This is a genomic window from Stenotrophomonas panacihumi (assembly GCF_001431645.1).
GTDB classification, from domain to species: Bacteria; Pseudomonadota; Gammaproteobacteria; order Xanthomonadales; family Xanthomonadaceae; genus Stenotrophomonas_A; species Stenotrophomonas_A panacihumi.
Genome location: NZ_LLXU01000122.1, coordinates 1 through 20,244 on the forward strand (window position 1 = coordinate 1; position 20,244 = coordinate 20,244).

Genomic DNA, 20,244 nt, shown 5'->3' on the forward strand with positions numbered 1-20,244 from the left:
CCGGGGGCAGGCCCTTTCCGGGACCGTTGGCGACATGGATGTCGCCGACGAGCCCCCATGGATGGGTTCACGGCGTGTCCCGGAAAGGGCCTGCCCCCGGTCGCCGCGCGCCCAAAACGATCAAGCCGACGCTTTGAAACCTACTTGGGCTGCCGCACCGGCAAGGTGATCCGGAAAGCAGCCCCTTCCCCAGGCGCGCTATCCACATCGATCCGCCCATGGTGCTTGTTGATGATGCCGTAGGAGATCGACAACCCGAGCCCGGTGCCGCTACCGACCGGCTTGGTCGTGAAGAACGGATCGAAGATGCGCTGCTGGATATCGGCCGGGATGCCCGGCCCGGTATCGCGGAACTCGATCCACACCTGGTCACCTTCCACCCCGGTGCTCACCGTGATCGTCCCGCGCTCGGCGATGGCCTGCCCTGCGTTGAGCAGCAGGTTCATGTACACCTGGTTGAGCTCGGAAGGCAGCGCCTCCACCAGCGGCAGCTCCCCGTACTGGCGCTCCAGCGTCACCTTGTACTTCAGCTCGTTCCAGATGATGTTGATCGTGGACTCCAGCCCCGCATGCAGGTCCACCAGCTTCCACGACTCCGAACGATCCGAATACGAGAAGTCTTTCAGGTCGCGCACGATCCGCGTCACCCGCTCGATCCCCTCGCGCGACTCCGCCATCAACTGCGGCAGGTCGCCGGCAATGAAATCGATGTCCGCGCGGCGCCGGATATCGTCGATCTCCGGGATCAGCGCCTTCGGATCCGGCGCCCGCAGCGCCCGCTCGTACGCCTCGATCAGCGTGAACAGGCTGCGCAGGTACTCCTGCAGGCTGCCCAGGTTCGAATGCACGTAACCGATCGGATTGTTGATCTCGTGCGCCACGCCCGCCGCCAGCTGGCCGATGGACGCCATCTTCTCCGACTGCAGCAGCTTGTCCTGCGCACCGTTCAAGCGCATGTACGCCTGGCGCAGCTCCGCATGGCGCTGCTCCAGCTCGCGCTCGTAATCTTCCTGCCCCTCGATATTGTGGAACAGCGCCAGGAAGAACTCCTGGCCGATCGCCCCGTAGTGGTACAGGTGCGCGATCACGATGCGCTCGCCGATCGGCAGGCTGCCCGACCAGCTTCCGCTGGTGCGCGCCTGGCTCAACGCCCCGCCCGGCAACACCTGCGCGATGCGCTCGGCGAACGTGCTGCCGTCGCGCGGATCACGGCACAGGCTGGCGCGGGCAATCGCGTTGGCGAATACCAGCTCGCCATCGCCACGGAACAGCAGCAGGCCTTCCTGCATCCGTTCGCTGAACGCCTGCAGGATGTCCTGCGAGGGCAGCAAGGTGGGTTCGAAATACATGCGGTCGTGCACGGCGCTTCGCATCTGCTACGGCAGCCCAATATACGACGAAGGCCCGCGGGCCGGGGCGCGGGGCCCCTGGCGGCGGGCCAGGCAAGGGGTTCGCGTCCGCTTCGGGACGCGCGGCGGCGCTTCAGGCCACCGCGATGGAACGGCTCGCGGTGAGCGTATCGCTCTGCCCGCGCGCATCGTAGGCCGGCGCGCTTTCGGTGCGGCCGAGGTGGCGCAACGCCCAGTTGACCTCGCGACGACGACGCGCCAGCAGCGCCCCGTTCGCCCGGTTGGCCTCGGCCAGCTCGCGCAGCCGCGCCTCGGCGCCCTCGGGCACCTCGCGCTCAAGCACGCGCAGCGCCTCGATCTTGTCCTGGGTGGCGCGGATCAGCCCCTCGACATCGTGGTCGATCAGGGCCTGGCGCTCACCCGCCAGGGCGTCGCCCAGGCGCTGCAGGGCATCGCTCATGGGGCTCATCCGGCCAGCTGCTGGTCCATATCGATCATGCGGCTGGCGATTGCATCCGGGTTGATCTGGTAGGAGCCGTTCTGCAGCGCGTCGCGCACGGCCTGCACGCGGCCCTGGTCGATCGCCGGGGCGCTCGACAGTTCCTTCTGCAGGGTCTGCAGGCCGGTCGCCTCGCCGGTCAGGCGCAGGCTGTCGCTGGCCTCGATCGCCGACGCGGCGCCCGAACGGTCGGCGCCGGCACTGGAAATCTTGCCGGCCACGGTGCCAGTCCGCAGGGTCGCGGCGGCGGGCAGGCTACCTTCGATCTTCTGGGTCATGGTGGTATTCCTCTACGGTTCGCAGGGTATAACGACCGCCTGCGGGGAAACTTTAGAAATAAATCAGGAAATTCCTGACGCCACGGTCTCAACGAGAGACCACTACCGCCCCGCTATCGTCCACCACGCCCTGCACGACCTTGCGCGAGGAGCTGTTCTCGACCGAGACGCGCTCGTTGCGCCCCGCATCGCCCAGCGCCCGGCCGCTCATGCGCACCTCCAGGCCGTCGCGCCGCGACACCAGCGCCACCGTGTCGCCCCGGCGCACCAGGCGCTGGGCGACCAGGTCGCTGGCGGCCAGCACGGTGCCGGCGGGCAGCACGCGGCGGGCGCTGCGGCCCAGCGCGTCGGCCGGATCGGCCAGCACCGCGCCGACGATCCGCGCCGCATCGCGCCGCTCCACGCTGATATCGGCCACGTCCAGCGTTTCTCCAGCGGCGATGCCGCGGTTGAGCACCAGCACGTCCTGGGTGCGGCGCACCTTCACCGGCACGAACAGGCGCCAGCCGGTGGCCTGCGGGCAGCCCACCTCCACGGTGTTGCCGTTGGCCGGCTGCGCCGACAGCGGCACCGGGCAGGCCGGCATGCGCAGGCCGGCGTCCAGCGTGGTCTCGGCGTCGGCCGCGTCCACGCCCAGCGCGGCGATGGCCGCGGCGCGGATGCTCTCCACCGGCTGGAAGCCGTCGGCGAAGGCGGCCGTGGGCGCGAGGGCCATCAGGATGAGGATCAGGCGAATGTGGCGGCGCATTGGCAGCGCTCCAGGCGGAGTGACGCGGGCCACGCTGCAAGGGACATGCCAAAGACGGGAGCGGCCGCGGCAGCCCCGTGCGGGCCGCCTACGGGATCGCCCTCAAGTTCCCCGCCGCCCCTACCGATAACACCTACATGTCACATGACCTGCTGAACCGCATCGACCAACGCACCCGCCTGGCCGGCCACAACCGGCTGGCGCTGCTGCTGTTCCGCCTCGGCGGACGTCAGCTTTTTGGCGTCAACGTCTTCAAGGTGCAGGAAGTGCTGCGGCGCCCGGACCTGTTCCAGGTGCCCGGCCTGCCGAACGAGTTCGCCGGCGTGGCCGACGTGCGCGGGCGCTCGGTGCCGGTGCTGGACCTGGGTGTGGCCATCGGCCACCCCGAGCGCGCGCCCGGCAGCGAGGGCGCGCCCGGCTACCTGGTGGTGGCCGAGTTCAACCGCTCGGTGCAGGGCTTCCTGGTCAGCGGCGTGGAGCGCATCGTCAACATCGCGGTGGAGGACATCCACCCGCCGCCGGAGCTCGGCGCCGAGGCGACCTACCTCACCGCGGTGACGCGCTTCCAGGGCGAGCTGATCCAGGTCATCGACGTGGAAAGCGTGCTGGCCGACATCGCCCAGGTCGAGACCGACATCCAGATCGACCCGGCGCTGGCGCTGGAGACCGACCGCCAGCTGCAGGTGCTGGTGGTGGACGACTCGCGCGTGGCGCGCCAGCAGATCCGCAGCGTGCTCGACCAGCTCGGCGTCGGCGCCACCCTGCTTTCGGACGGCCGCCAGGCACTGGACCACCTCTTGCAGGTGCTGGCTGCCGGCGAGGACCCGGCCGAGCGCTATGCCATGGTCATCTCCGACATTGAAATGCCGGCGATGGACGGCTACACCCTGACGACGGAAATCCGGCGCCACCCGGGCCTGTCGGGCCTGTACGTGCTGCTGCACACTTCCTTGTCGGGCGTGTTCAACAACGCCATGGTCGAGCAGGTCGGCGCGAACGCCTTCGTCGCCAAGTACAGCGCCCACGAGCTGGCCGAGTACGTGCTCGAACGCCTACGCGAGGTCGCGGAGGCCTGATCCCGCGTTCCGGGAAGGCAGGCGCAGGGCCCGGACACCGGGTCTACGCCTGGCCCTCCCGCCCTCCTCCGGCCGCACGCGGCGGCCCCGGCCGTGCTTTCTGGCACAGCTCTTGCCTGTTCCCTGGCAACGATTTGCCGGAGCCAGGCCGTGTCCAATCCGATCGCTTCCTATCTGGGCGTGCATGCCGATGCGCTGCCGCTGCGTGAGCAGCGCATGCAGCTCATCGCCAGCAACCTCAGCAATGTCGATACGCCTGGGTACCGCGCCCAGGACCTGGACTTCAATGCCGCCCTGAAGGCGGCCGGCGCCGCGCGCGAGTCCGCCAGCGGCGATGGCATGGCCACGACCAGCGAAGGCCACATCCGCAGCGGCGAGATCGCCGGGCTCAACCCGTTCCAGATCACCCGCGAGGCGGACCAGCCCAGCCTGGACGGCAACACCGTCGACCCGGATGCCGAGCGCGCCGCCTATGGCCGCGCCGCGCTGGAATACCGCGCCTCGCTCAGCTTCCTCGAGTCGAAGGTCAAGAACATGCTCACCGCGATCACGGGGTCGTAAGCCATGAGCAACCTGCCCATTTTCGATGTCGCCGGTTCCGCGCTGCAGGCGCAGTCCGTGCGCATGAGCACCATCGCATCCAACCTGGCCAACGCCGATTCGGTGGCCGGCTCGGCCGATGCCGCCTACAAGCCGATCGAGCCGATCTTCCAGGCCACGCCCAACGCGCAGGACCCGAGCCTGACCGGGGTGAAGGTCAAGGAAGTCACCACCACCGGCGCGCCGCCGATCAAGCGCTACGAGCCCAGCCATCCGCTGGCCGACGCCGACGGCTACGTCTACTCGCCCGACGTGGACCCGGTCGCGCAGATGGTCAACCTGATTTCGGCCTCGCGTAACTACCAGGCCGGCGTGGAAGTCCTCAACACCGCCAAGGAACTGGCGTTGGCCACCCTGACGATGGGTCGCTGACCCTTCCCTCCTGCCCTGCATCGCCGCCGGAAACCCTCATGAGCACGATCGCCTCCGACATCTATTCGTCCCTCGGCCTCACCTCCAGCAGCACCACCACCAGCAAGGAAGAGTCGCTGGGCCAGGCCGATTTCCTGCGCCTGATGACCGAGCAGCTGCAGCACCAGGATCCGCTCAAGCCGATGGAGAACAGCGAGTTCCTCGGCCAGTTGGCGCAGTTCTCCACCGTGCAGGGCATCACCGACCTCAACACCACGGTCAACAGCTTCTCCAGCTCGCTCAGCAGCGACCAGGTGCTGCGCGGCGCGCAGCTGGTCGGCCACGAGGTGCTGGTGCCCTCGGCCAAGATGGCGCTGGAAGACACCGGCTCGGTCAGCGGCGTGGTCGCCGCGCCGAGCGCGGGCACGGTCAATTTCGACATCACCGACGCCAACGGCACCAAGGTCAAGACGATCAGCGTGCAGGCCAGCGCCGCCGGCGAAGTGAACTTCGAGTGGGACGGCACCGACGCCTACGGCAACCGCATGGCCGCCGGCACGTATTCGATCTCCGCCACCCACACCGATACCAGCGGCACCGACAGCACCATTTCCACCTACATCCAGGCCCCGGTCGAAAGCGTCACCGTCGGTTCCGACGGCCTGTACCTCAACCTCAAGGGGCTGGGCACCGCCCCGATCAGTTACGTGCTCCGCGTCAGCTGAGCCGGCACCCGCGCAACTTAGGAGTTCCCGATGGGCTTCAATACCTCGCTGTCCGGCATCAACGCCGCCAACGCCGACCTCAACGTCACGTCCAACAACATCGCCAACGTCAACACGACCGGCTTCAAGGAGTCGCGCGCCGAGTTCGCCGACATGTTCCAGAGCACCGCCTACGGCCTGTCGCGCAACGCGGTCGGCTCGGGCGTGCGGGTGAGCAACGTGGCCCAGCAGTTCTCGCAGGGCAACATCGACCCGACCGGGCGCAGCCTGGACCTGGCGATCTCCGGCGAAGGCTTCTTCACCATGTCGCAGAACGGCGAACGCCTGTATACGCGCGCCGGCAACTTCCAGACCGACGCCAACGGCTACGTGGTGAACCCGGAAGGCGCGCGCCTGCAGGTGTATGCGCCCAACACCAACGGCAACGGCTTCGACGTCGGCCGCCTGACCGACCTGCAGCTGCTCACCACCGACGCCGCGCCCAAGCAGACCACCACGGTCAACCTGGGCTTCACCCTGCCCGGCAACGCCGCACAGCCGACCGTGGCGACCTTCGACCCGGCCGACTCCAACAGCTACAACTACTCCACCGGCGGCATCAACGTGTACGACTCGCTGGGCGTGAGCCACACGCAGACCTCGTACTTCGTGAAGACCGCCAACGCCAACGAGTGGCAGGTCTACAACTACGTGGACGGCACCTCGGTGGGCACGCCGACCACGCTGCAGTTCTCCGACAGCGGCGCGCTCACCAGCCCGACCGACGGCATGATCGCGCTCGACCCGTACACCCCGAGCACCGGCGCCGGCGTGCTGAACATGTCGCTGAACGTCAGCGGCGCCACCCAGTACGGCGAATCGTTCGCCCTGCGCGACACCCGCCAGGACGGCTATGCCAGCGGCAAGCTCAACGAGATCAGCATCGACGGCACCGGCGTGGTGTACGCGCGTTACTCCAACGGCGCGGACAAGGCGCTGGGCCAGGTCGCGCTGACCACCTTCACCAACCCGCAGGGCCTCTCGCAGCAGGGCAGCACGATGTGGGCCGAGAGCTATGCCTCCGGTTCGCCGCGCACCGGCGCGCCGGGCAGCTCGGACTTCGGCCAGATCGAATCCGGCTCGCTGGAATCCTCCACCGTGGACCTCACCGAGCAGCTGGTGAACATGATCACCGCGCAGCGCAACTTCCAGGCCAACGCGCAGATGATCTCCACGCAGGACCAGGTCACCCAGACCGTCATCAACATCCGCTGATCGTGAACGCCGCGCGCTGATCCGCCCCCGCGGATCGGCGCGACGGCCGGCCGGAGACCGCCATGGACAAAGCCCTCTACGTCGCGATGACCGGCGCCCGTGCCTCGCTGCAGGCCCAGGGCACGGTGTCGCAGAACCTCGCCAACGTCGACACCAACGGCTTCAAGGCCGCGCTGGCCAACACGCAGGCGATGCCGATCCGCGGCGACGGCTTTCCCTCGCGCGTGAACGCCATGCACATCGACCAGGGCTTCGATTCGAGCGTGGGCTCGCAGAAGGTCACCGGCAACGCGCTGGACATCTCGCTGCAGCCCGACACCTGGCTGGCCGTGCAGTCGCAGGACGGCAGCGAGGCCTATACCCGCGGCGGCGAACTCTCGCTCACCCCGAACGGCCAGCTGGTCACCTCCAGCGGCCGCGCGGTGCTCGACGAGAACGGCAACCCGATGGTGATCCCGCCACACCAGGCGCTGGAGATCGGCAGCGACGGCACCGTGTCGATCACCCCGCTCGGCGAGAGCGCGGCGACCCAGGCCAACGTCGGCCGCCTGCGCGTGGTCAACGCCACCTCCGACCGCCTCACCCGCGGCCTGGACGGGCTGATGCGCAACACCAGCACCGACCCGCAGCAGGCCTTCACCCAGGCCCAGGGCAAGTCGGTCAACAGCGGCTCGCTGGAAGGCAGCAACGTTGATGCGGCCGGCGCGCTGGTGCAGATGATCCAGCTGCAGCGGCAGTTCGAGATGCAGGTGAAGGTCATCAAGCACGGCGACGAGAACGCGCAATCCGCCAACACCTTGCTGAAGCTGAGCGGCTGACGGCGCGCGCGCCGGGTTTCCGGCGCGGTTCTGGCACGCGGCATGCATCACACCCCGGCGTGGACGGCCAGCGGGCCGGCGCCAAACGAGGAATCGCCCAATGAATCAGGCTTTGTGGGTCGCCAAGACCGGACTGGATGCGCAGCAGACGCGCATGTCGGTCATCTCCAACAACCTGGCCAACACCAACACCACCGGCTTCAAGCGCGACCGCGCCAGCTTCGAGGACCTGCTGTACCAACAGGTCCGTGCACCCGGTGGCGCGACCTCGGCCCAGACCAACCTGCCCTCCGGCCTGCAACTGGGTACCGGCGTGCGCGTGGTCTCCACGTCCAAGTCCTTCGAACAGGGCAGCCAGCAGCAGACCGACCGCGCGCTCGACGTGATGGTCAACGGCCGCGGCTTCTTCGAGGTGCAGATGCCCGACGGCACCTCCGCCTACACCCGCGACGGCAACTTCCAGATCAACGACCAGGGCCAGCTGGTGACCAACAGCGGTTACCCGATCCAGCCGGGCATCCAGGTACCGGAAGGCACCGAGTCGATCACCATCGGCAGCGACGGCACCGTGACCGCGCAGGTCGCCGGGCAGACCGGCGCGCTGGAGATCGGCTCGCTCACGCTCACCGACTTCATCAACCCGGCCGGCCTGCAGTCCAAGGGCGAGAACCTCTACGTCGAGACCACCGCTTCGGGCCCGGCGCAGAACGGCACGCCCGGCCTCAACGGCCTGGGCACCACCGTGCAGGGCGCGCTGGAAGGCAGCAACGTCAACGTGGTCGAAGAGCTGGTGAGCATGATCGAAACCCAGCGCGCCTACGAAATGAACGCCAAGGCCATCTCCACCACCGACTCCATGCTCGGCTACCTCAACACCAACGTCTGATCCCGACGGTGACCGTGATGCACACCCTGCCCTCCCTCGCCCCCCTCGCCCTCGCCGCCGCGACCTGCGCGCTGCTCGGCGGCTGCGTGATCGCCGGCGACGTGAAGCCGTTCCCGACGATGGCGCCGGTGCAGCCGATCATGCCGCCGCAGGCCCAGCCCAGCGCCGGCGCGATCTACGCCGCCGGCCCCGGCCTGCAACTGTACGGCGACCGCCGCGCGCGCGACGTGGGCGACCTGCTGACCATCACCCTGGTGGAGAGCACCACCGCCACCACCAGCGCCACCACCGGCATCAGCAAGAACAGCGACATCGAGATGGCCTCCCCGACCGTGCTCGGCCTGCCGGTGACCTACAACGGCCAGGAGCTGCTGAAGAACACCGCCAAGGGCGAGCGCAGCTTCGACGGCAAGGGCCAGAGCGCGCAGAGCAACAAGCTGCAGGGCAGCGTCACGGTGACCGTGGTGCAGCGCCTGCCCAACGGCAACCTCGTCGTGCAGGGCCAGAAGCAGCTGCGCCTGAACCAGGGCGACGAGCTGGTGCAGATCCAGGGCATCGTGCGCGCCGCCGACATCGCCACCGACAACAGCATTCCGTCCAGCAAGGTCGCCGACGCGCGCATCGCCTATGGCGGCCGCGGCGCGGTGGCGCAGTCCAACGCGATGGGCTGGTTCGGCCGTTTCTTCAATTCGGCGCTGTCGCCGTACTGAGTCATTACAGGGCATCGCCATGAACCTCGTCTCCGCCACCTTGCGTGCTTCCGCCGTCCTGCTGCTGGCGCTCGGCGCCTGCGCGCCGGCCGCCGCCGAGCGCATCAAGGACCTGGCCCAGGTCGGCGGCGTGCGCGGCAACGCGCTGGTCGGCTACGGCCTGGTGGTCGGCCTGGACAACACCGGCGACCGCACCAGCCAGGCGCCCTTCACCGTGCAGAGCCTGAAGAACATGCTCGGCGAGCTGGGCGTCAACGTGCCGGCCAACGTCAACCCGCAGCTGAAGAACGTGGCCGCCGTGGCGATCCACGCCGAACTGCCGCCGTTCGCCAAGCCGGGCCAGCCGATCGACGTCACCGTCTCCTCGCTGGGCAACGCGATCTCGCTGCGCGGCGGCTCGCTGCTGATGGCGCCGCTGAAGGGCGCCGACGGCCAGGTGTACGCCATCGCCCAGGGCAACCTGGTGGTGGGCGGCTTCGGCGCGCAGGGCAAGGACGGTTCGAAGGTGTCGGTGAACGTGCCCAGCGTGGGCCGCATTCCCAATGGCGCCACCGTGGAGCGCGCGCTGCCGGACGTGTTCGACAACAGCGGCGAGATCACGCTCAACCTGCACCAGAACGATTTCACCACGGTCTCGCGCATGGTCGCGGCGATCGACAACACCTTCGGCCAGGGCACCGCGCGCGCGGTGGACGGCGTCACCGTGGCCGTGCGCGCGCCGACCGACCCGGGCGCGCGCATCGGCCTGCTGGCCCGCATCGAGAACGTGGAGCTCTCGCCCGGCGAGGCGGCGGCCAAGGTCATCGTCAACGCGCGCACCGGCACCGTGGTGATCGGCTCGCAGGTGCGGGTGATGCCGGCGGCCATCGCGCATGGCTCGCTCACCGTGACCATCAGCGAGAACAGCAACGTCAGCCAGCCGGGCGCGTTCGCCAACGGCCAGACCACCGTGACCCAGCAGTCCACCATCAGCGCCAGCGCCGAAGGCAGCCGCATGTTCAAGTTCGCCGGCGGCACCACGCTGGACCAGATCGTGCGCGCGGTGAACGAAGTGGGCGCCGCCCCGGGTGACCTCGTCGCGATCCTGGAAGCGCTCAAGCAGGCCGGCGCGCTCACCGCGGAGCTGGAGGTGATCTGATGCAGATCACCCGCTCACCGCTGGAGCTGGCGCCCAAGGCGCAGAACGATCCGCAGAAGATCGAGACCGTCTCGCGCCAGCTGGAAGGCCAGTTCGCGCAGATGCTGGTCAAGAGCATGCGTGACGCCAGCTTCGGCGACTCGCTGTTCCCCGGCGAGAACCAGACCTTCCGCGACATGTACGACCAGCAGATGTCCAAGGCGCTGACCGAGGGCAAGGGGCTGGGCCTGCAGGCGATGATCGCCCGCCAGCTCGGCGGCGGCCAGGACGCGGCCGGCACCGGCCAGGTCAACACCGCGCTGGACGCGGGCACTGCTTCGCAGGCCTACCCGTTGGCGCAGGCCAAGGCGGCCAAGGCGTATTCGCTCATCGCGCGCGGACGCGATGCGGCCGCGGCCGGCGTGGCCGGCCACAGTGAAGCGGCGCTGGCGCAATCGCGCGAGGCCGTCACCGCGCAGACCCTGGACCTGATCGCCGGGCGCGACAGCAGCACTGCCATCGGCACCGGCAGCCGCACCGACGCCAGCGCCACGCCCGAGGACTGGAGTTCGCTGGACGACCGCTGGCTCGGCACCGGCGGCGTGGCCGTGGACGACAGCGCCGCGGCCAGCGCCGGCAGCGCGGCGGCCAGTGCCTTGGGCGAACGCACGCCGGAGGGCTTCGTGGCCAGGATCTGGCACCACGCGCAGAAGGCCGCGCAGGAACTGGGCGTGGACCCGCGTGCGCTCGTCGCCCAGGCCGCATTGGAAACCGGCTGGGGCAAGCGCGGCATCAGCCGCGGCAACGGCAGCGATTCCAACAACCTGTTCGGCATCAAGGCCAGCGGCTGGAAGGGCGACGCGGTCACCACCGGCACGCACGAATACGTCAACGGGGTGAAGACCTCCGAGACCGCCAGCTTCCGCGCCTACTCCTCGGCCGCCGACAGCTTCGCCGACTACGTGCGCCTGCTGAAGAACAGCGACCGCTACCAGCAGGCGCTCACCGCCGGCAAGGACATCAAGGGCTTCGCCCGCGGCCTGCAGAAGGCCGGCTATGCCACCGACCCCGGCTATGCGGCGAAGATCGCCGCCATCGCGCACGGGCCCACCATCGATCGCGCCGTGGCGGCGATCAGCCAGTACGCCGGGCAGTCGACGGGCGCGGATCTCTCGCGCACCTTCGCCAGCACCGCCGGCGTGGGCAACCTGAGGTAACGACGCATGTCCAACGTCCTGTCCACCGGTACCGGCGCCCTCATCGCCTTCCAGCGCGCCCTGGCCACGGTCAGCCACAACGTGGCCAACATCAATACCGAGGGCTACAGCCGGCAGAAGGTCAGCTTCGCCACGCGCAACCCCACCGACTACGGCTACGGCTATGTCGGCAGCGGCACGCAGATCAGCGACATCAGCCGCGTCGCCGACCAGCTGGCGATCTCGCGGCTGCTCGACAGCAACGGCGAGCTGGCGCGGCTGAACCAGCTGTCCTCGCTCTCGGATCGCGTGGACAGCCTGTTCTCCGACACCGCCACCAGCGTCTCGGGCCTGTGGTCGAACTTCTTCGACTCGGCCAGCGCGCTGTCTTCCGATGCCTCCTCCACCGCCAATCGGCAGAGCCTGCTCGACAGTGGCAGCGCGCTGACCACCCGCTTCAAGCAGCTCAGCGGCCAGCTCGACAGCCTCAACACCGAGGTCAACAACGGCCTGCTCTCGGCCACCGACGAGGTCAACCGGCTGACGCAGCAGATCGCGCAGATCAACGGCCAGATCGGCACGTCTTCGGCGAGCGCCGCGCCGGACCTGCTCGACCAGCGCGACCAGCTGATCAAGGAACTGGTCGGCTACACCGGCGGCACCGCCGTGCAGCAGGACGGCGGCTTCGTCAACGTCTACACCGCCGGCGGCCAGGCGCTGGTGGTCGGCACCACCGCTTCCAAGCTCACCACCACGCCCGACCCCTACCAGCCCGGCAAACTGCAGCTCGCGCTGCAGACCCAGGGCATGAACGTGTCGCTGGATTCGCGCGCGCTCGGCGGGCAGATGGGCGGCCTGCTGGAGTTCCGCAGCAACGTGCTCGAACCCACGCAGGCCGAACTCGGCCGCATTGCCGTGGGCCTGGCGAGCAGCTTCAACGACGCGCACGCCGAGGGCATGGACCTGTACGGCGCGATGGGCGGGGATTTCTTCAGCTACGCCTCGCCGAGCGTGTCCAGCAACCCGGCCAACACCGGCACCGCCAGCCTCACCGCTTCCTACGGCGACCTGTCCCAGCTCGACGGCCAGAACCTGCTGCTGAAGTTCGATGGCACGCAGTGGACGGCGACGCGTTCGGACACCGGCGCCTCGGTGGCGCTGACCGGCACCGGCACCGCCGCCGACCCGCTGGTGGTCAACGGCGTGCAGGTGGTGGTGGGCGGCGCGGCCGCGGCCGGCGACCGCTTCCTGCTGCAGCCCACCGCCAACGTGGCCGGCAGCCTGACCGTGGCGATTACCGACCCCTCGCGCATTGCCGCCGCCACCCCGGTGAAGGGCGCCGCGACGCTCTCCAACCTGGGCACCGGCAAGATCAGCAACGTGCAGGTCACCGATTCGAACAATGCCAACCTGCTGACCGGCTCGACCATCGCCTTCACCGACGCCACCCACTACACCATCGACGGCGCCGGCCCGTACACCTACACCGCCGGGCAGACCATCGCCGCCAACGGCTGGAGCTTCACCCTCGACGGCGCGCCGTCCACCGGCGACAGCTTCACCATCGGCTCGACCGGCGCCGGCTCCAGCGACAACGGCAATGCCAAGCTGCTGGCCGCGGTGGAAGACCTCAAGGCGTTCAACGGCGGCACGATGAGCCTCAACGGCGCGGTGTCCGGCCTGACCACCTCGGTCGGCTCGGCCGCGCGCTCGGCCGATTACGCCGCGCAGGCGCAGCAGGTCATCAACGACCAGGCGCAATCGGCGCGCGATTCGGTTTCCGGCGTCAACCTCGACGAAGAAGCCTCGGACATGCTCCGCCTGCAGCAGGCCTACCAGGCCGCCTCGCAGATCATCTCCACGGCCGACACCATGTTCCAGAGCATCCTGGGTGCGATCCGCTGATGAGCAACCGCATCTCCACCGGCATGATGTACAGCCAGTCCGTCGTGACGATGCTGGCCAAGCAGTCCAAGCTGGCGCACCTGCAGCAGCAGTTGTCGAGCGGCCAGCGCCTGGTCACCGCCAAGGACGACCCGGTCGCCGCCGGTACCGCGGTGGGCCTGGACCGGGCGGTCGCGCAGCTGGCGCAGTTCAGCAACAACGCCAACAACGTGCAGAACCGCCTGGGCCTGCAGGAAAACGCGCTGGCGCAGGCCGGCGACCTGATGACCCGCGTCAGCGAGCTGACCATCGAGGCCAACAACGCCTCGCTGACCACCGACGACCGCAAGGCCATCGCCTCGGAACTGCAGGCCATCCACGACCAGATGCTGAGCATGGCCAACAGCACGGACGGCAACGGCCGTTACCTGTTCGGCGGCACCGTGGACGGCACCGCGCCGTTCTCCAAGAGCGGCAGCGGCGTGGTCTACAACGGCGACCAGACCCAGCGCCAGGTGGAAGTGGCGGCCGACACCTATGTGTCCGACGCCCTGCCCGGCAGCGAGATCTTCATGCGCATCCGCACCGGCGACGGCACGATGGACGCGCACGCCAGCACCGGCAACACCGGCACCGCCCTGCTGCTGGATTTCGGCCGCGACCCGAACTCGGGCACCTATGCCGGCGAGAGCTATACCGTGCAGTTCACCGCCGCCGACACCTACGACGTGCTCGATGCGAACGGCAACGTGCTCAGCAGCGGCGCCTACAAGGCCGGCGATGACATCAGCTTCAACGGTGTGCGCCTGCGCGTGGACGGCACCCCGGCGGCCGGCGACACCCTGCAGGTGGGGCCTTCGCAGAACAAGGACGTGTTCTCGACGCTGACCGACCTGATCGATGCGCTGAACACCGACCCGGCCAACGATGCCGACCGCGCGCAGCTGCAGAACGCCCTGCAGACTTCGATGCGTGACGTGAAGCTGGCCTCGGCGAAGATGATCGACGCGCGCGCCTCGGGCGGCGCGCAGCTGTCGGCGATCGACAATGCGGCGGAACTGCGCGCCTCCAACGAGGTGACGTTGAAGACCACGCTGTCCTCGATCCGCGACCTCGACTACGCCGAGGCGATCGGCCAGTACCAGCTGGAGACGGCCGCGCTGCAGGCCGCGCAAACCGTGTTCAAGCAGATGCAGTCCATGTCCCTGTTCCAGATGATGGGGTGATCGGGCTACGCCGCGGCAACGGGCCCGGCTCGATCTGAAGGCCGCCTCCGGATTGGAGGCGGCCTCTTTTTTTCCTGTCGCTTTTTACCAGCGGTAGTTCACGCCCAACTGCCCGCCGATGTCGCGGAAGCCCTCGCTGCCGGTCTGCCACCCCGCGTGGCCCCAGCCGGTCCAGCCGCCGCCGAACCGCAGCTGGGCGCCGAGCCGGGCCTCGTAGCGGTCGCGCGGCCAGCCCAGTGCGATCGACGTGCCGTCCATGGCGATCTCGTTGCCCTTCCCGGCCCGCCACCAGTTGATCGCCAGGAAAGGCTGCACGCGGGGATACGCCGTGCTGCCGGCATGGCCGAACACCCGCGCGCCCACGCGCGTGGTCCATGCGCCGGCGAGCGAGGAACCGACCCGGGTGCCGTTGGCTTCGACGTGCTCGTCGGCGTCGTAATCGGTGTAGATGGCCTGGGCCTGCGGCTCGATGAACCACGCATGCGCATCGCCCGAGGGCATCGCGAAGGTGTACCCGCCTTCCAGCGAGGCCGACCAGCTGTCGGCTTCATAGGCTTCCTGCGGCAGGTGGTCGCCGTTGATGCGGTTCTCGTAGCGGCCGTATTGCGCCCAGGCGTCTATATGCGCGCCGCCCTGCGTCGCTGCGCGCTGGAACCACGTCGCGTACAACCCGGCGCTGTAGCCGCGCACCTTGCCTTTGGCGTGGTACTGGCTCAGGCGCGAACCGACGTGGTTGTCGCTGCGGCCCGCCCCGGCCATCGCACCGACATGCCAACGGCCGGCGCCCGCGCTGCCATGCGCCAGCTCACCGCCCACCTGCAGCATCGAGGTGTCACTGGAGACCTCGAGTTGGCCGAAGCCGGCAGGGCCATCCTGCTGGCGGCGCAGGACGCGGGTCCACACAACGGGTGCGGGTGGCGTGTCGCCGGCGAAATCCGGCTCCCCCCTGCGGTCATGCATCTGGTGCTGGAACATCGCGACGCCCGCGGCCTGGTTGGCCAGGTAGGCGCCAGCTTCCGGGCGATACAGCGGGCGCGGCGGCGAAACGGACGGGCTGGGCACGGGCGCTGGAGGTACGGGCACCTCATGCGCAGGGGGCGTCACGGGTGTCGGCGTCGGCGCCTGGACGGGCTTGGCAGGCTGGGGTGGGGCTTCGATTGGCGGGGCAATCGGCGCAGGCGCAGGCACCGGACTCGGCGGCGCCTCCGGCACGGGGATGGGTTCCTGCGGTGCCGCCGGCTCGTGCGGCGATGGCGGCGATGGCGGCGTCGCGGGCATCGGCTCGGGCTGCGGCTGTGGCGCGGCGGCGGGCGGCGGCGCTGGCGTCGTGTCCTGCGAACGAAGGTACCAGCCGCCATCGTCCGGCGTCGCCACGCCCCCCTTGAACAGCTGGTACTCATACACACCCGCGACCACGCGCCCTTCCAGCGCGAACGCGCCCGCCGAAGCCCCGTCGACCTGCACCAACTGGATGCCCTCCACTGTCTGCGCACCCGCGCCGCCGACGTTGGTCACGCGCAGCCGTGTCCTGCCGGCGGTCGCGCCATGCACCACCAGCCGATCGGTCTGGGCGTTGTCGTCGGCCAGCGCGGTGTTCATCGATAGCGTGCCCTGCTCGCCGGTGTAGTCGCCGTGGACGGTGAGCGTCTTGAAACCGCCCTGCGCGGGCGCGGCGAACGCGACGGCGCCGGCATGGCGCAGCGTGCCGACATCCGAGGTCGCCGCCACGTCCCAGCGGCTGGCGGCATCGATCCGCATCGCGCCGCCGCCGCGGATCGCGCCCTCCAGCCGGCTATTGACCAGGCTCAGGTCCAGCACGGCGCCGGCCGAGGCGGCCAGGTCGCCCTGCAGCGCGACTTGATCGGCAAACACGCGCAGCTCGGCTGGCAAGCCGGCCTCGCCGGTGACTTCAATGAGCCGCCCGTCCACTCCCTGCAAGGTCACACCCTCGCGCAGGTAGAGCTCGCCGATGGCCCCTGCCCCGCCAAGCCCGGTCAGGCGAACCGCCGGGCCGCCAGTGGCGTTGACGCTGCCGCCGACCAGCGTGGCCGATGCCTTTTGAACCGACGCCTGCGGGTCGAAACCGAAGCGCACGCCCTCACCGCCCGCCTGGACGTGGGTGTCGGCCAGCTCCGCCACGCCGCCGGGAGCGAGCAACACGCCGGCACCCCGCACCTGCGTGTCGGTGCCCAGTGGCTTGCCGGTCGCGATGATGCGCGCCTGCGTCGCCCGTACGCGGCCGCCCGCCGCGAACACGCCGTTGCTGCCGCTGATTTCGGTGCCGGCATTGAGCAGCGCGGTGCCGCCGGCCATCGCGGCCACGCCCTGCGACGGGCCCTCGGGTGCGTCGCCGGCCGCGGTGGCCGTGATGCGGGTAGCGGTCGCTTCGAACGTGCCACCGCGGGCTGTCACCGCACCGTGCGTCGCGCCGGTGAGCCGGCTTCCGTGCAGGCGGATCGTCGCCTCGTCAGCCGCTTCGGCACCGGCGCCGCGTGCGGCGGTGAGCGTGGCGTCCGTGCCGGTGATCGTGGTGCCGGGATCGTAGGCTGCCACGCCGAAGCCAGCGCCCTCCAGTACCGTGCCGGCGTGCAGCTCGAGGGTGCCGCCGGCCACCACGGTGGCCGTGCTGCTGTCGGTGCCGCGTGCCGTACCCTGGAATGCCGCATGGGCGCTGATCCTGCTGCGGGTGTCTTCAACGCGCAGCAATGGCGTGGCGGCGTCGGAGGCGAGCGTGCCGCCGATGAGGCGGATCTCGCTCCCCTGCAGCGCCGCGATACCGGCCGCGGTGGCATCCGCGCCCTGCGTGGCGTGCATGCCAGTGGCGACCACGCCGCTCCTTGCGCCCTGCGCCAGCAGCACGGTGCCTTTCGCGCTGGCCAGCGTCGTGTCGGTCAACACGACATGGCCGCGCCCGTCGTCGGTGGTCATCGCTACCACGGCGTGCGCGTCATCGCCGCGCACCGCCACGTGGCCGCCATCCAACTTGATGCGACCCGCGCCAGTGGCCATGACGCCGTGGCTGCCCGCGCCCAGGGTGGAGAGGCGCGGCGCCTTGTCGAGCGTGACGGTGCCGGCGGTATCGGCGTGAATGCCCAGTGCGTCGGTGCCCCCCGTGCCGATGACGACCGGTTCGGCGCCGGGCAGCAGGTTGCCGCTTTTCTCGGCGATCAGCGCGGTGCCTTCACGACCATCCGCCGTGCCGGTGTCGTAAGTGCCGCTCGCGTGTCCCGAGGTATCGGCGACGATGAGCTGCTGTGCAAGCGCGACGGATGGCAGCAAGCACAGCGCGATGTGCGGGAAGACGATAAAGGAATGCTTCTTGGTGTTCTGCAAAGACATGGCGTGTCCTGGAATGCGTTCGACGCATCCGGGTGGAAGCGCCACGGCCGGCAGCGACCACGCACGAATTCTCGAAAGCATCCCTCGCAGCGAGAAGTGGATTTTTCGCCCGCGTCACCGAGTCGCTGCACGCGACGCATGTCGATGTGCAGTGCGATGCGGATGCGGCGACGCGTCATTCGCTCGTGCGCCTGCGAGCCCTCCCCTGCCCCCGTCCCCCGGCACTGCGCGCCCCATCGCACTTTTGCCCCCTCCGGCAAAAACGGCCCCTAAAGTTCCGCGCGGCGCTGCCGAAACCCTTCAACTGGCGCGTTTTCAGGCCTGGCGCAAGCGAAAAATATTCAGCGAAGCGCTAAAGGTTGTTGACACCACGCCGTTATTCATTTCAGCAGCGGCAACGGCCAAATGATGGCCCCCCTGCGAAAGGCCCAGAGACCCGCAGGGGTCACCGGAAAAATCGCTTAGAGGAGATATCAAATGGCACAGGTCATCAACACCAACGTTATGTCGCTGAATGCTCAGCGCAACCTCAACACCTCCAGCTCGAGCATGGCTACGACCATCCAGCGCCTGTCGTCGGGCCTGCGCATCAACAGCGCCAAGGACGACGCCGCCGGCCTGGCGATCTCGGAGCGTTTCACCACGCAGATCCGCGGCCTGGACGTTGCCTCGCGCAACGCCAACGACGGCATCTCGCTGGCCCAGACCGCCGAAGGCGCGATGGTCGAAATCGGCAACAACCTGCAGCGTATCCGCGAGCTGTCGGTGCAGTCGGCCAACGCTACCAACTCGGACACCGACCGTGACGCGCTGAACTCGGAAGTGAGCCAGCTGCTGTCGGAAATCGACCGCGTGGCCAACCAGACCTCGTTCAACGGCACCAAGCTGCTGGACGGTTCGTTCTCCGGCGCGCTGTTCCAGGTCGGCGCCGATACCGGCCAGACCATCGGCATCAACAGCATCGTCGACGCCAACGTCGACACGCTGGGCAAGGCCGGCTTCGCGAAGTCGACCAGCTCGGCCGGCGTCACCGGCACCGCGACGGCTTCGGGCACGATCTCGGGCATCAAGATCAGCTTCAAGACCGCTGCCGGCAAGGCCACCACGGTCAACATCGCCGACGTCAAGATCGCTTCGGGCGACACCGCCGCCGACGTGAACAAGAAGGTCGCCGCGGCGATCAACGACAAGCTGGACCAGACCGGCATGTACGCTTCGATCGACGCGACCAGCGGCCAGGTCAAGCTGGAATCGCTGAAGGCCGGCCAGGACTTCACCTCCTTCACGGCGGGCACCATCGCCGGCGGCACCGGCATCACCAACGGCTTCGGCGGCTTTGCCGCGCAGACGGCGGCGGCTGGCGACAGCAGCACGCTGCAGGACCTGGACATCTCGACCTTCGAAGGCGCGCAGAAGGCGCTGGAAATCGTCGACAAGGCCCTGACCTCGGTGAACTCCTCGCGCGCCGACATGGGTGCGGTGCAGAACCGCTTCACCTCGACGATCGCCAACCTGAGCTCGACCTCGGAGAACCTGTCGGCTTCCCGTAGCCGCATCCAGGACACCGACTACGCGAAGGAAACCGCCGAGCTGACCCGTACGCAGATCCTGCAGCAGGCCGGCACCGCGATGCTGGCGCAGGCCAAGTCGGTCCCGCAGAACGTGCTGTCGCTGCTGCAGTAATTCTTCGCAGCAGGCTGCACTGGCCGTACCGAGCCCCCTCCGGAAGGAGGGGGTTTTTTTTGTGTTGGGCGGCCGTTCGGCCGCCCTTTTTGTTTTCTGGCGCGCGTGTGCGTGTGTTGGCCTTCGATGTTGATCGGCTGCTTGTGTTTTGTTGCACGGCCTGCGGGGGTGGGGCCCTTTCGGGACACGCCGTGAACCCATCCATGGGGGCTCGTCGGCGACATCCATGTCGCCAACGGTCCCGAAAGGGCCCCACCCCCGCAGTCCCTCCAAATCCCCTCGACCGGACAACAACAGCCAAAGCCAGGCACGCAAGCTCAGCCGCGACCAGATGAAAAAGGCAAGGTGGAAATTGGAGAGATGAAGAAGGATCAGACGAGCGCTTCGGCTTCGGCTTTTGCTTTTGCTCTTCCCCCTCCCACTCTCCGGCGCGGCTCCGATCGAAGCGTGAAAAATGAAGCGCCTGGCGCCGACCTGGCGGGTAGGGGCGTCAGCGGGCCATGGA

Annotated in this window: 18 protein-coding genes; 13 read left to right on the forward strand and 5 right to left on the reverse strand. The window is 68.8% G+C overall.

Annotated elements, in window-relative coordinates; all coding sequences use genetic code 11:
- Positions 1-140 precede the first annotated feature (140 nt).
- From ARC20_RS15560 to flgA, 4 genes are all read right to left on the reverse strand, one after another.
- A complete protein-coding gene (locus tag ARC20_RS15560; protein ID WP_057648760.1) occupies positions 141-1,349 on the reverse strand; it encodes an ATP-binding protein in 1,209 nt (402 codons plus the stop codon).
- Positions 1,350-1,482: 133 nt separating this feature from the next.
- Positions 1,483-1,809: a flagellar protein FlgN gene (locus ARC20_RS15565; RefSeq protein WP_108143310.1), complete on the reverse strand. Its 327-nt coding sequence runs from the start codon at positions 1,807-1,809 to the stop codon at positions 1,483-1,485.
- 5 nt (positions 1,810-1,814) lie between these two features.
- On the reverse strand, positions 1,815-2,126 hold the full coding sequence (flgM, locus tag ARC20_RS15570; RefSeq protein WP_057648764.1) for a flagellar biosynthesis anti-sigma factor FlgM: 312 nt from the start codon (positions 2,124-2,126) through the stop codon (positions 1,815-1,817).
- A gap of 88 nt (positions 2,127-2,214) precedes the next feature.
- On the reverse strand, positions 2,215-2,841 hold the full coding sequence (gene flgA, locus ARC20_RS15575; protein WP_425478465.1) for a flagellar basal body P-ring formation chaperone FlgA: 627 nt from the start codon (positions 2,839-2,841) through the stop codon (positions 2,215-2,217).
- A 170-nt stretch (positions 2,842-3,011) separates the two neighbouring features.
- Here flgA and ARC20_RS15580 point away from each other — a divergent pair, with 170 nt between their 5' ends.
- The 12 genes from ARC20_RS15580 to flgL all read left to right on the forward strand — a co-directional run bounded on the left by ARC20_RS15580 (position 3,012) and on the right by flgL (position 14,717).
- Positions 3,012-3,950 carry a chemotaxis protein gene (locus ARC20_RS15580; protein ID WP_057648766.1) on the forward strand — a complete coding sequence of 313 codons (939 nt, stop codon included), beginning with the start codon at positions 3,012-3,014 and terminating at the stop codon, positions 3,948-3,950.
- 150 nt (positions 3,951-4,100) lie between these two features.
- Entirely contained in the window at positions 4,101-4,511 is a 411-nt protein-coding gene (gene flgB, locus ARC20_RS15585; protein ID WP_057648768.1) for a flagellar basal body rod protein FlgB, read from the forward strand.
- 3 nt (positions 4,512-4,514) lie between these two features.
- The gene (gene flgC / locus ARC20_RS15590) at positions 4,515-4,922 is read left to right on the forward strand and encodes a flagellar basal body rod protein FlgC (RefSeq protein WP_057648770.1); all 408 of its coding nucleotides are present in this window, start codon (positions 4,515-4,517) and stop codon (positions 4,920-4,922) included.
- A gap of 38 nt (positions 4,923-4,960) precedes the next feature.
- Entirely contained in the window at positions 4,961-5,626 is a 666-nt protein-coding gene (locus tag ARC20_RS15595) for a flagellar hook capping FlgD N-terminal domain-containing protein (RefSeq protein ID WP_057648772.1), read from the forward strand.
- A gap of 30 nt (positions 5,627-5,656) precedes the next feature.
- A complete protein-coding gene (gene flgE, locus ARC20_RS15600; protein ID WP_057648775.1) occupies positions 5,657-6,880 on the forward strand; it encodes a flagellar hook protein FlgE in 1,224 nt (407 codons plus the stop codon).
- 62 nt (positions 6,881-6,942) lie between these two features.
- Positions 6,943-7,698 carry a flagellar basal body rod protein FlgF gene (locus tag ARC20_RS15605; protein ID WP_057648777.1) on the forward strand — a complete coding sequence of 252 codons (756 nt, stop codon included), beginning with the start codon at positions 6,943-6,945 and terminating at the stop codon, positions 7,696-7,698.
- Positions 7,699-7,798: 100 nt separating this feature from the next.
- The gene (gene flgG / locus ARC20_RS15610) at positions 7,799-8,584 is read left to right on the forward strand and encodes a flagellar basal-body rod protein FlgG (protein WP_057648779.1); all 786 of its coding nucleotides are present in this window, start codon (positions 7,799-7,801) and stop codon (positions 8,582-8,584) included.
- A gap of 17 nt (positions 8,585-8,601) precedes the next feature.
- Positions 8,602-9,294: a flagellar basal body L-ring protein FlgH gene (gene flgH / locus ARC20_RS15615; protein WP_057648794.1), complete on the forward strand. Its 693-nt coding sequence runs from the start codon at positions 8,602-8,604 to the stop codon at positions 9,292-9,294.
- A gap of 19 nt (positions 9,295-9,313) precedes the next feature.
- On the forward strand, positions 9,314-10,432 hold the full coding sequence (locus ARC20_RS15620) for a flagellar basal body P-ring protein FlgI (protein WP_057648781.1): 1,119 nt from the start codon (positions 9,314-9,316) through the stop codon (positions 10,430-10,432).
- Complete coding sequence (flgJ, locus tag ARC20_RS15625) at positions 10,432-11,628, forward strand: flagellar assembly peptidoglycan hydrolase FlgJ (RefSeq protein WP_057648783.1); 1,197 nt, start codon at positions 10,432-10,434, stop codon at positions 11,626-11,628. The genes ARC20_RS15620 and flgJ overlap by 1 nt, the downstream gene beginning before the upstream one ends.
- A gap of 6 nt (positions 11,629-11,634) precedes the next feature.
- Positions 11,635-13,512 (forward strand): flagellar hook-associated protein FlgK, encoded by a 1,878-nt coding sequence (gene flgK / locus ARC20_RS15630; RefSeq protein ID WP_057648785.1) that lies wholly within the window; start codon positions 11,635-11,637, stop codon positions 13,510-13,512.
- Positions 13,512-14,717 (forward strand): flagellar hook-associated protein FlgL, encoded by a 1,206-nt coding sequence (flgL, locus tag ARC20_RS15635; RefSeq protein WP_057648787.1) that lies wholly within the window; start codon positions 13,512-13,514, stop codon positions 14,715-14,717. The genes flgK and flgL overlap by 1 nt, the downstream gene beginning before the upstream one ends.
- Before the next feature lie 84 nt (positions 14,718-14,801).
- On the opposite strand, the gene ARC20_RS15640 is transcribed toward flgL, so the two are convergent.
- Complete coding sequence (locus tag ARC20_RS15640) at positions 14,802-18,056, reverse strand: autotransporter family protein (protein WP_057648789.1); 3,255 nt, start codon at positions 18,054-18,056, stop codon at positions 14,802-14,804.
- 477 nt (positions 18,057-18,533) lie between these two features.
- Here ARC20_RS15640 and ARC20_RS15645 point away from each other — a divergent pair, with 477 nt between their 5' ends.
- Positions 18,534-19,739 (forward strand): flagellin, encoded by a 1,206-nt coding sequence (locus ARC20_RS15645; protein ID WP_057648791.1) that lies wholly within the window; start codon positions 18,534-18,536, stop codon positions 19,737-19,739.
- Positions 19,740-20,244: the final 505 nt, after the last annotated feature.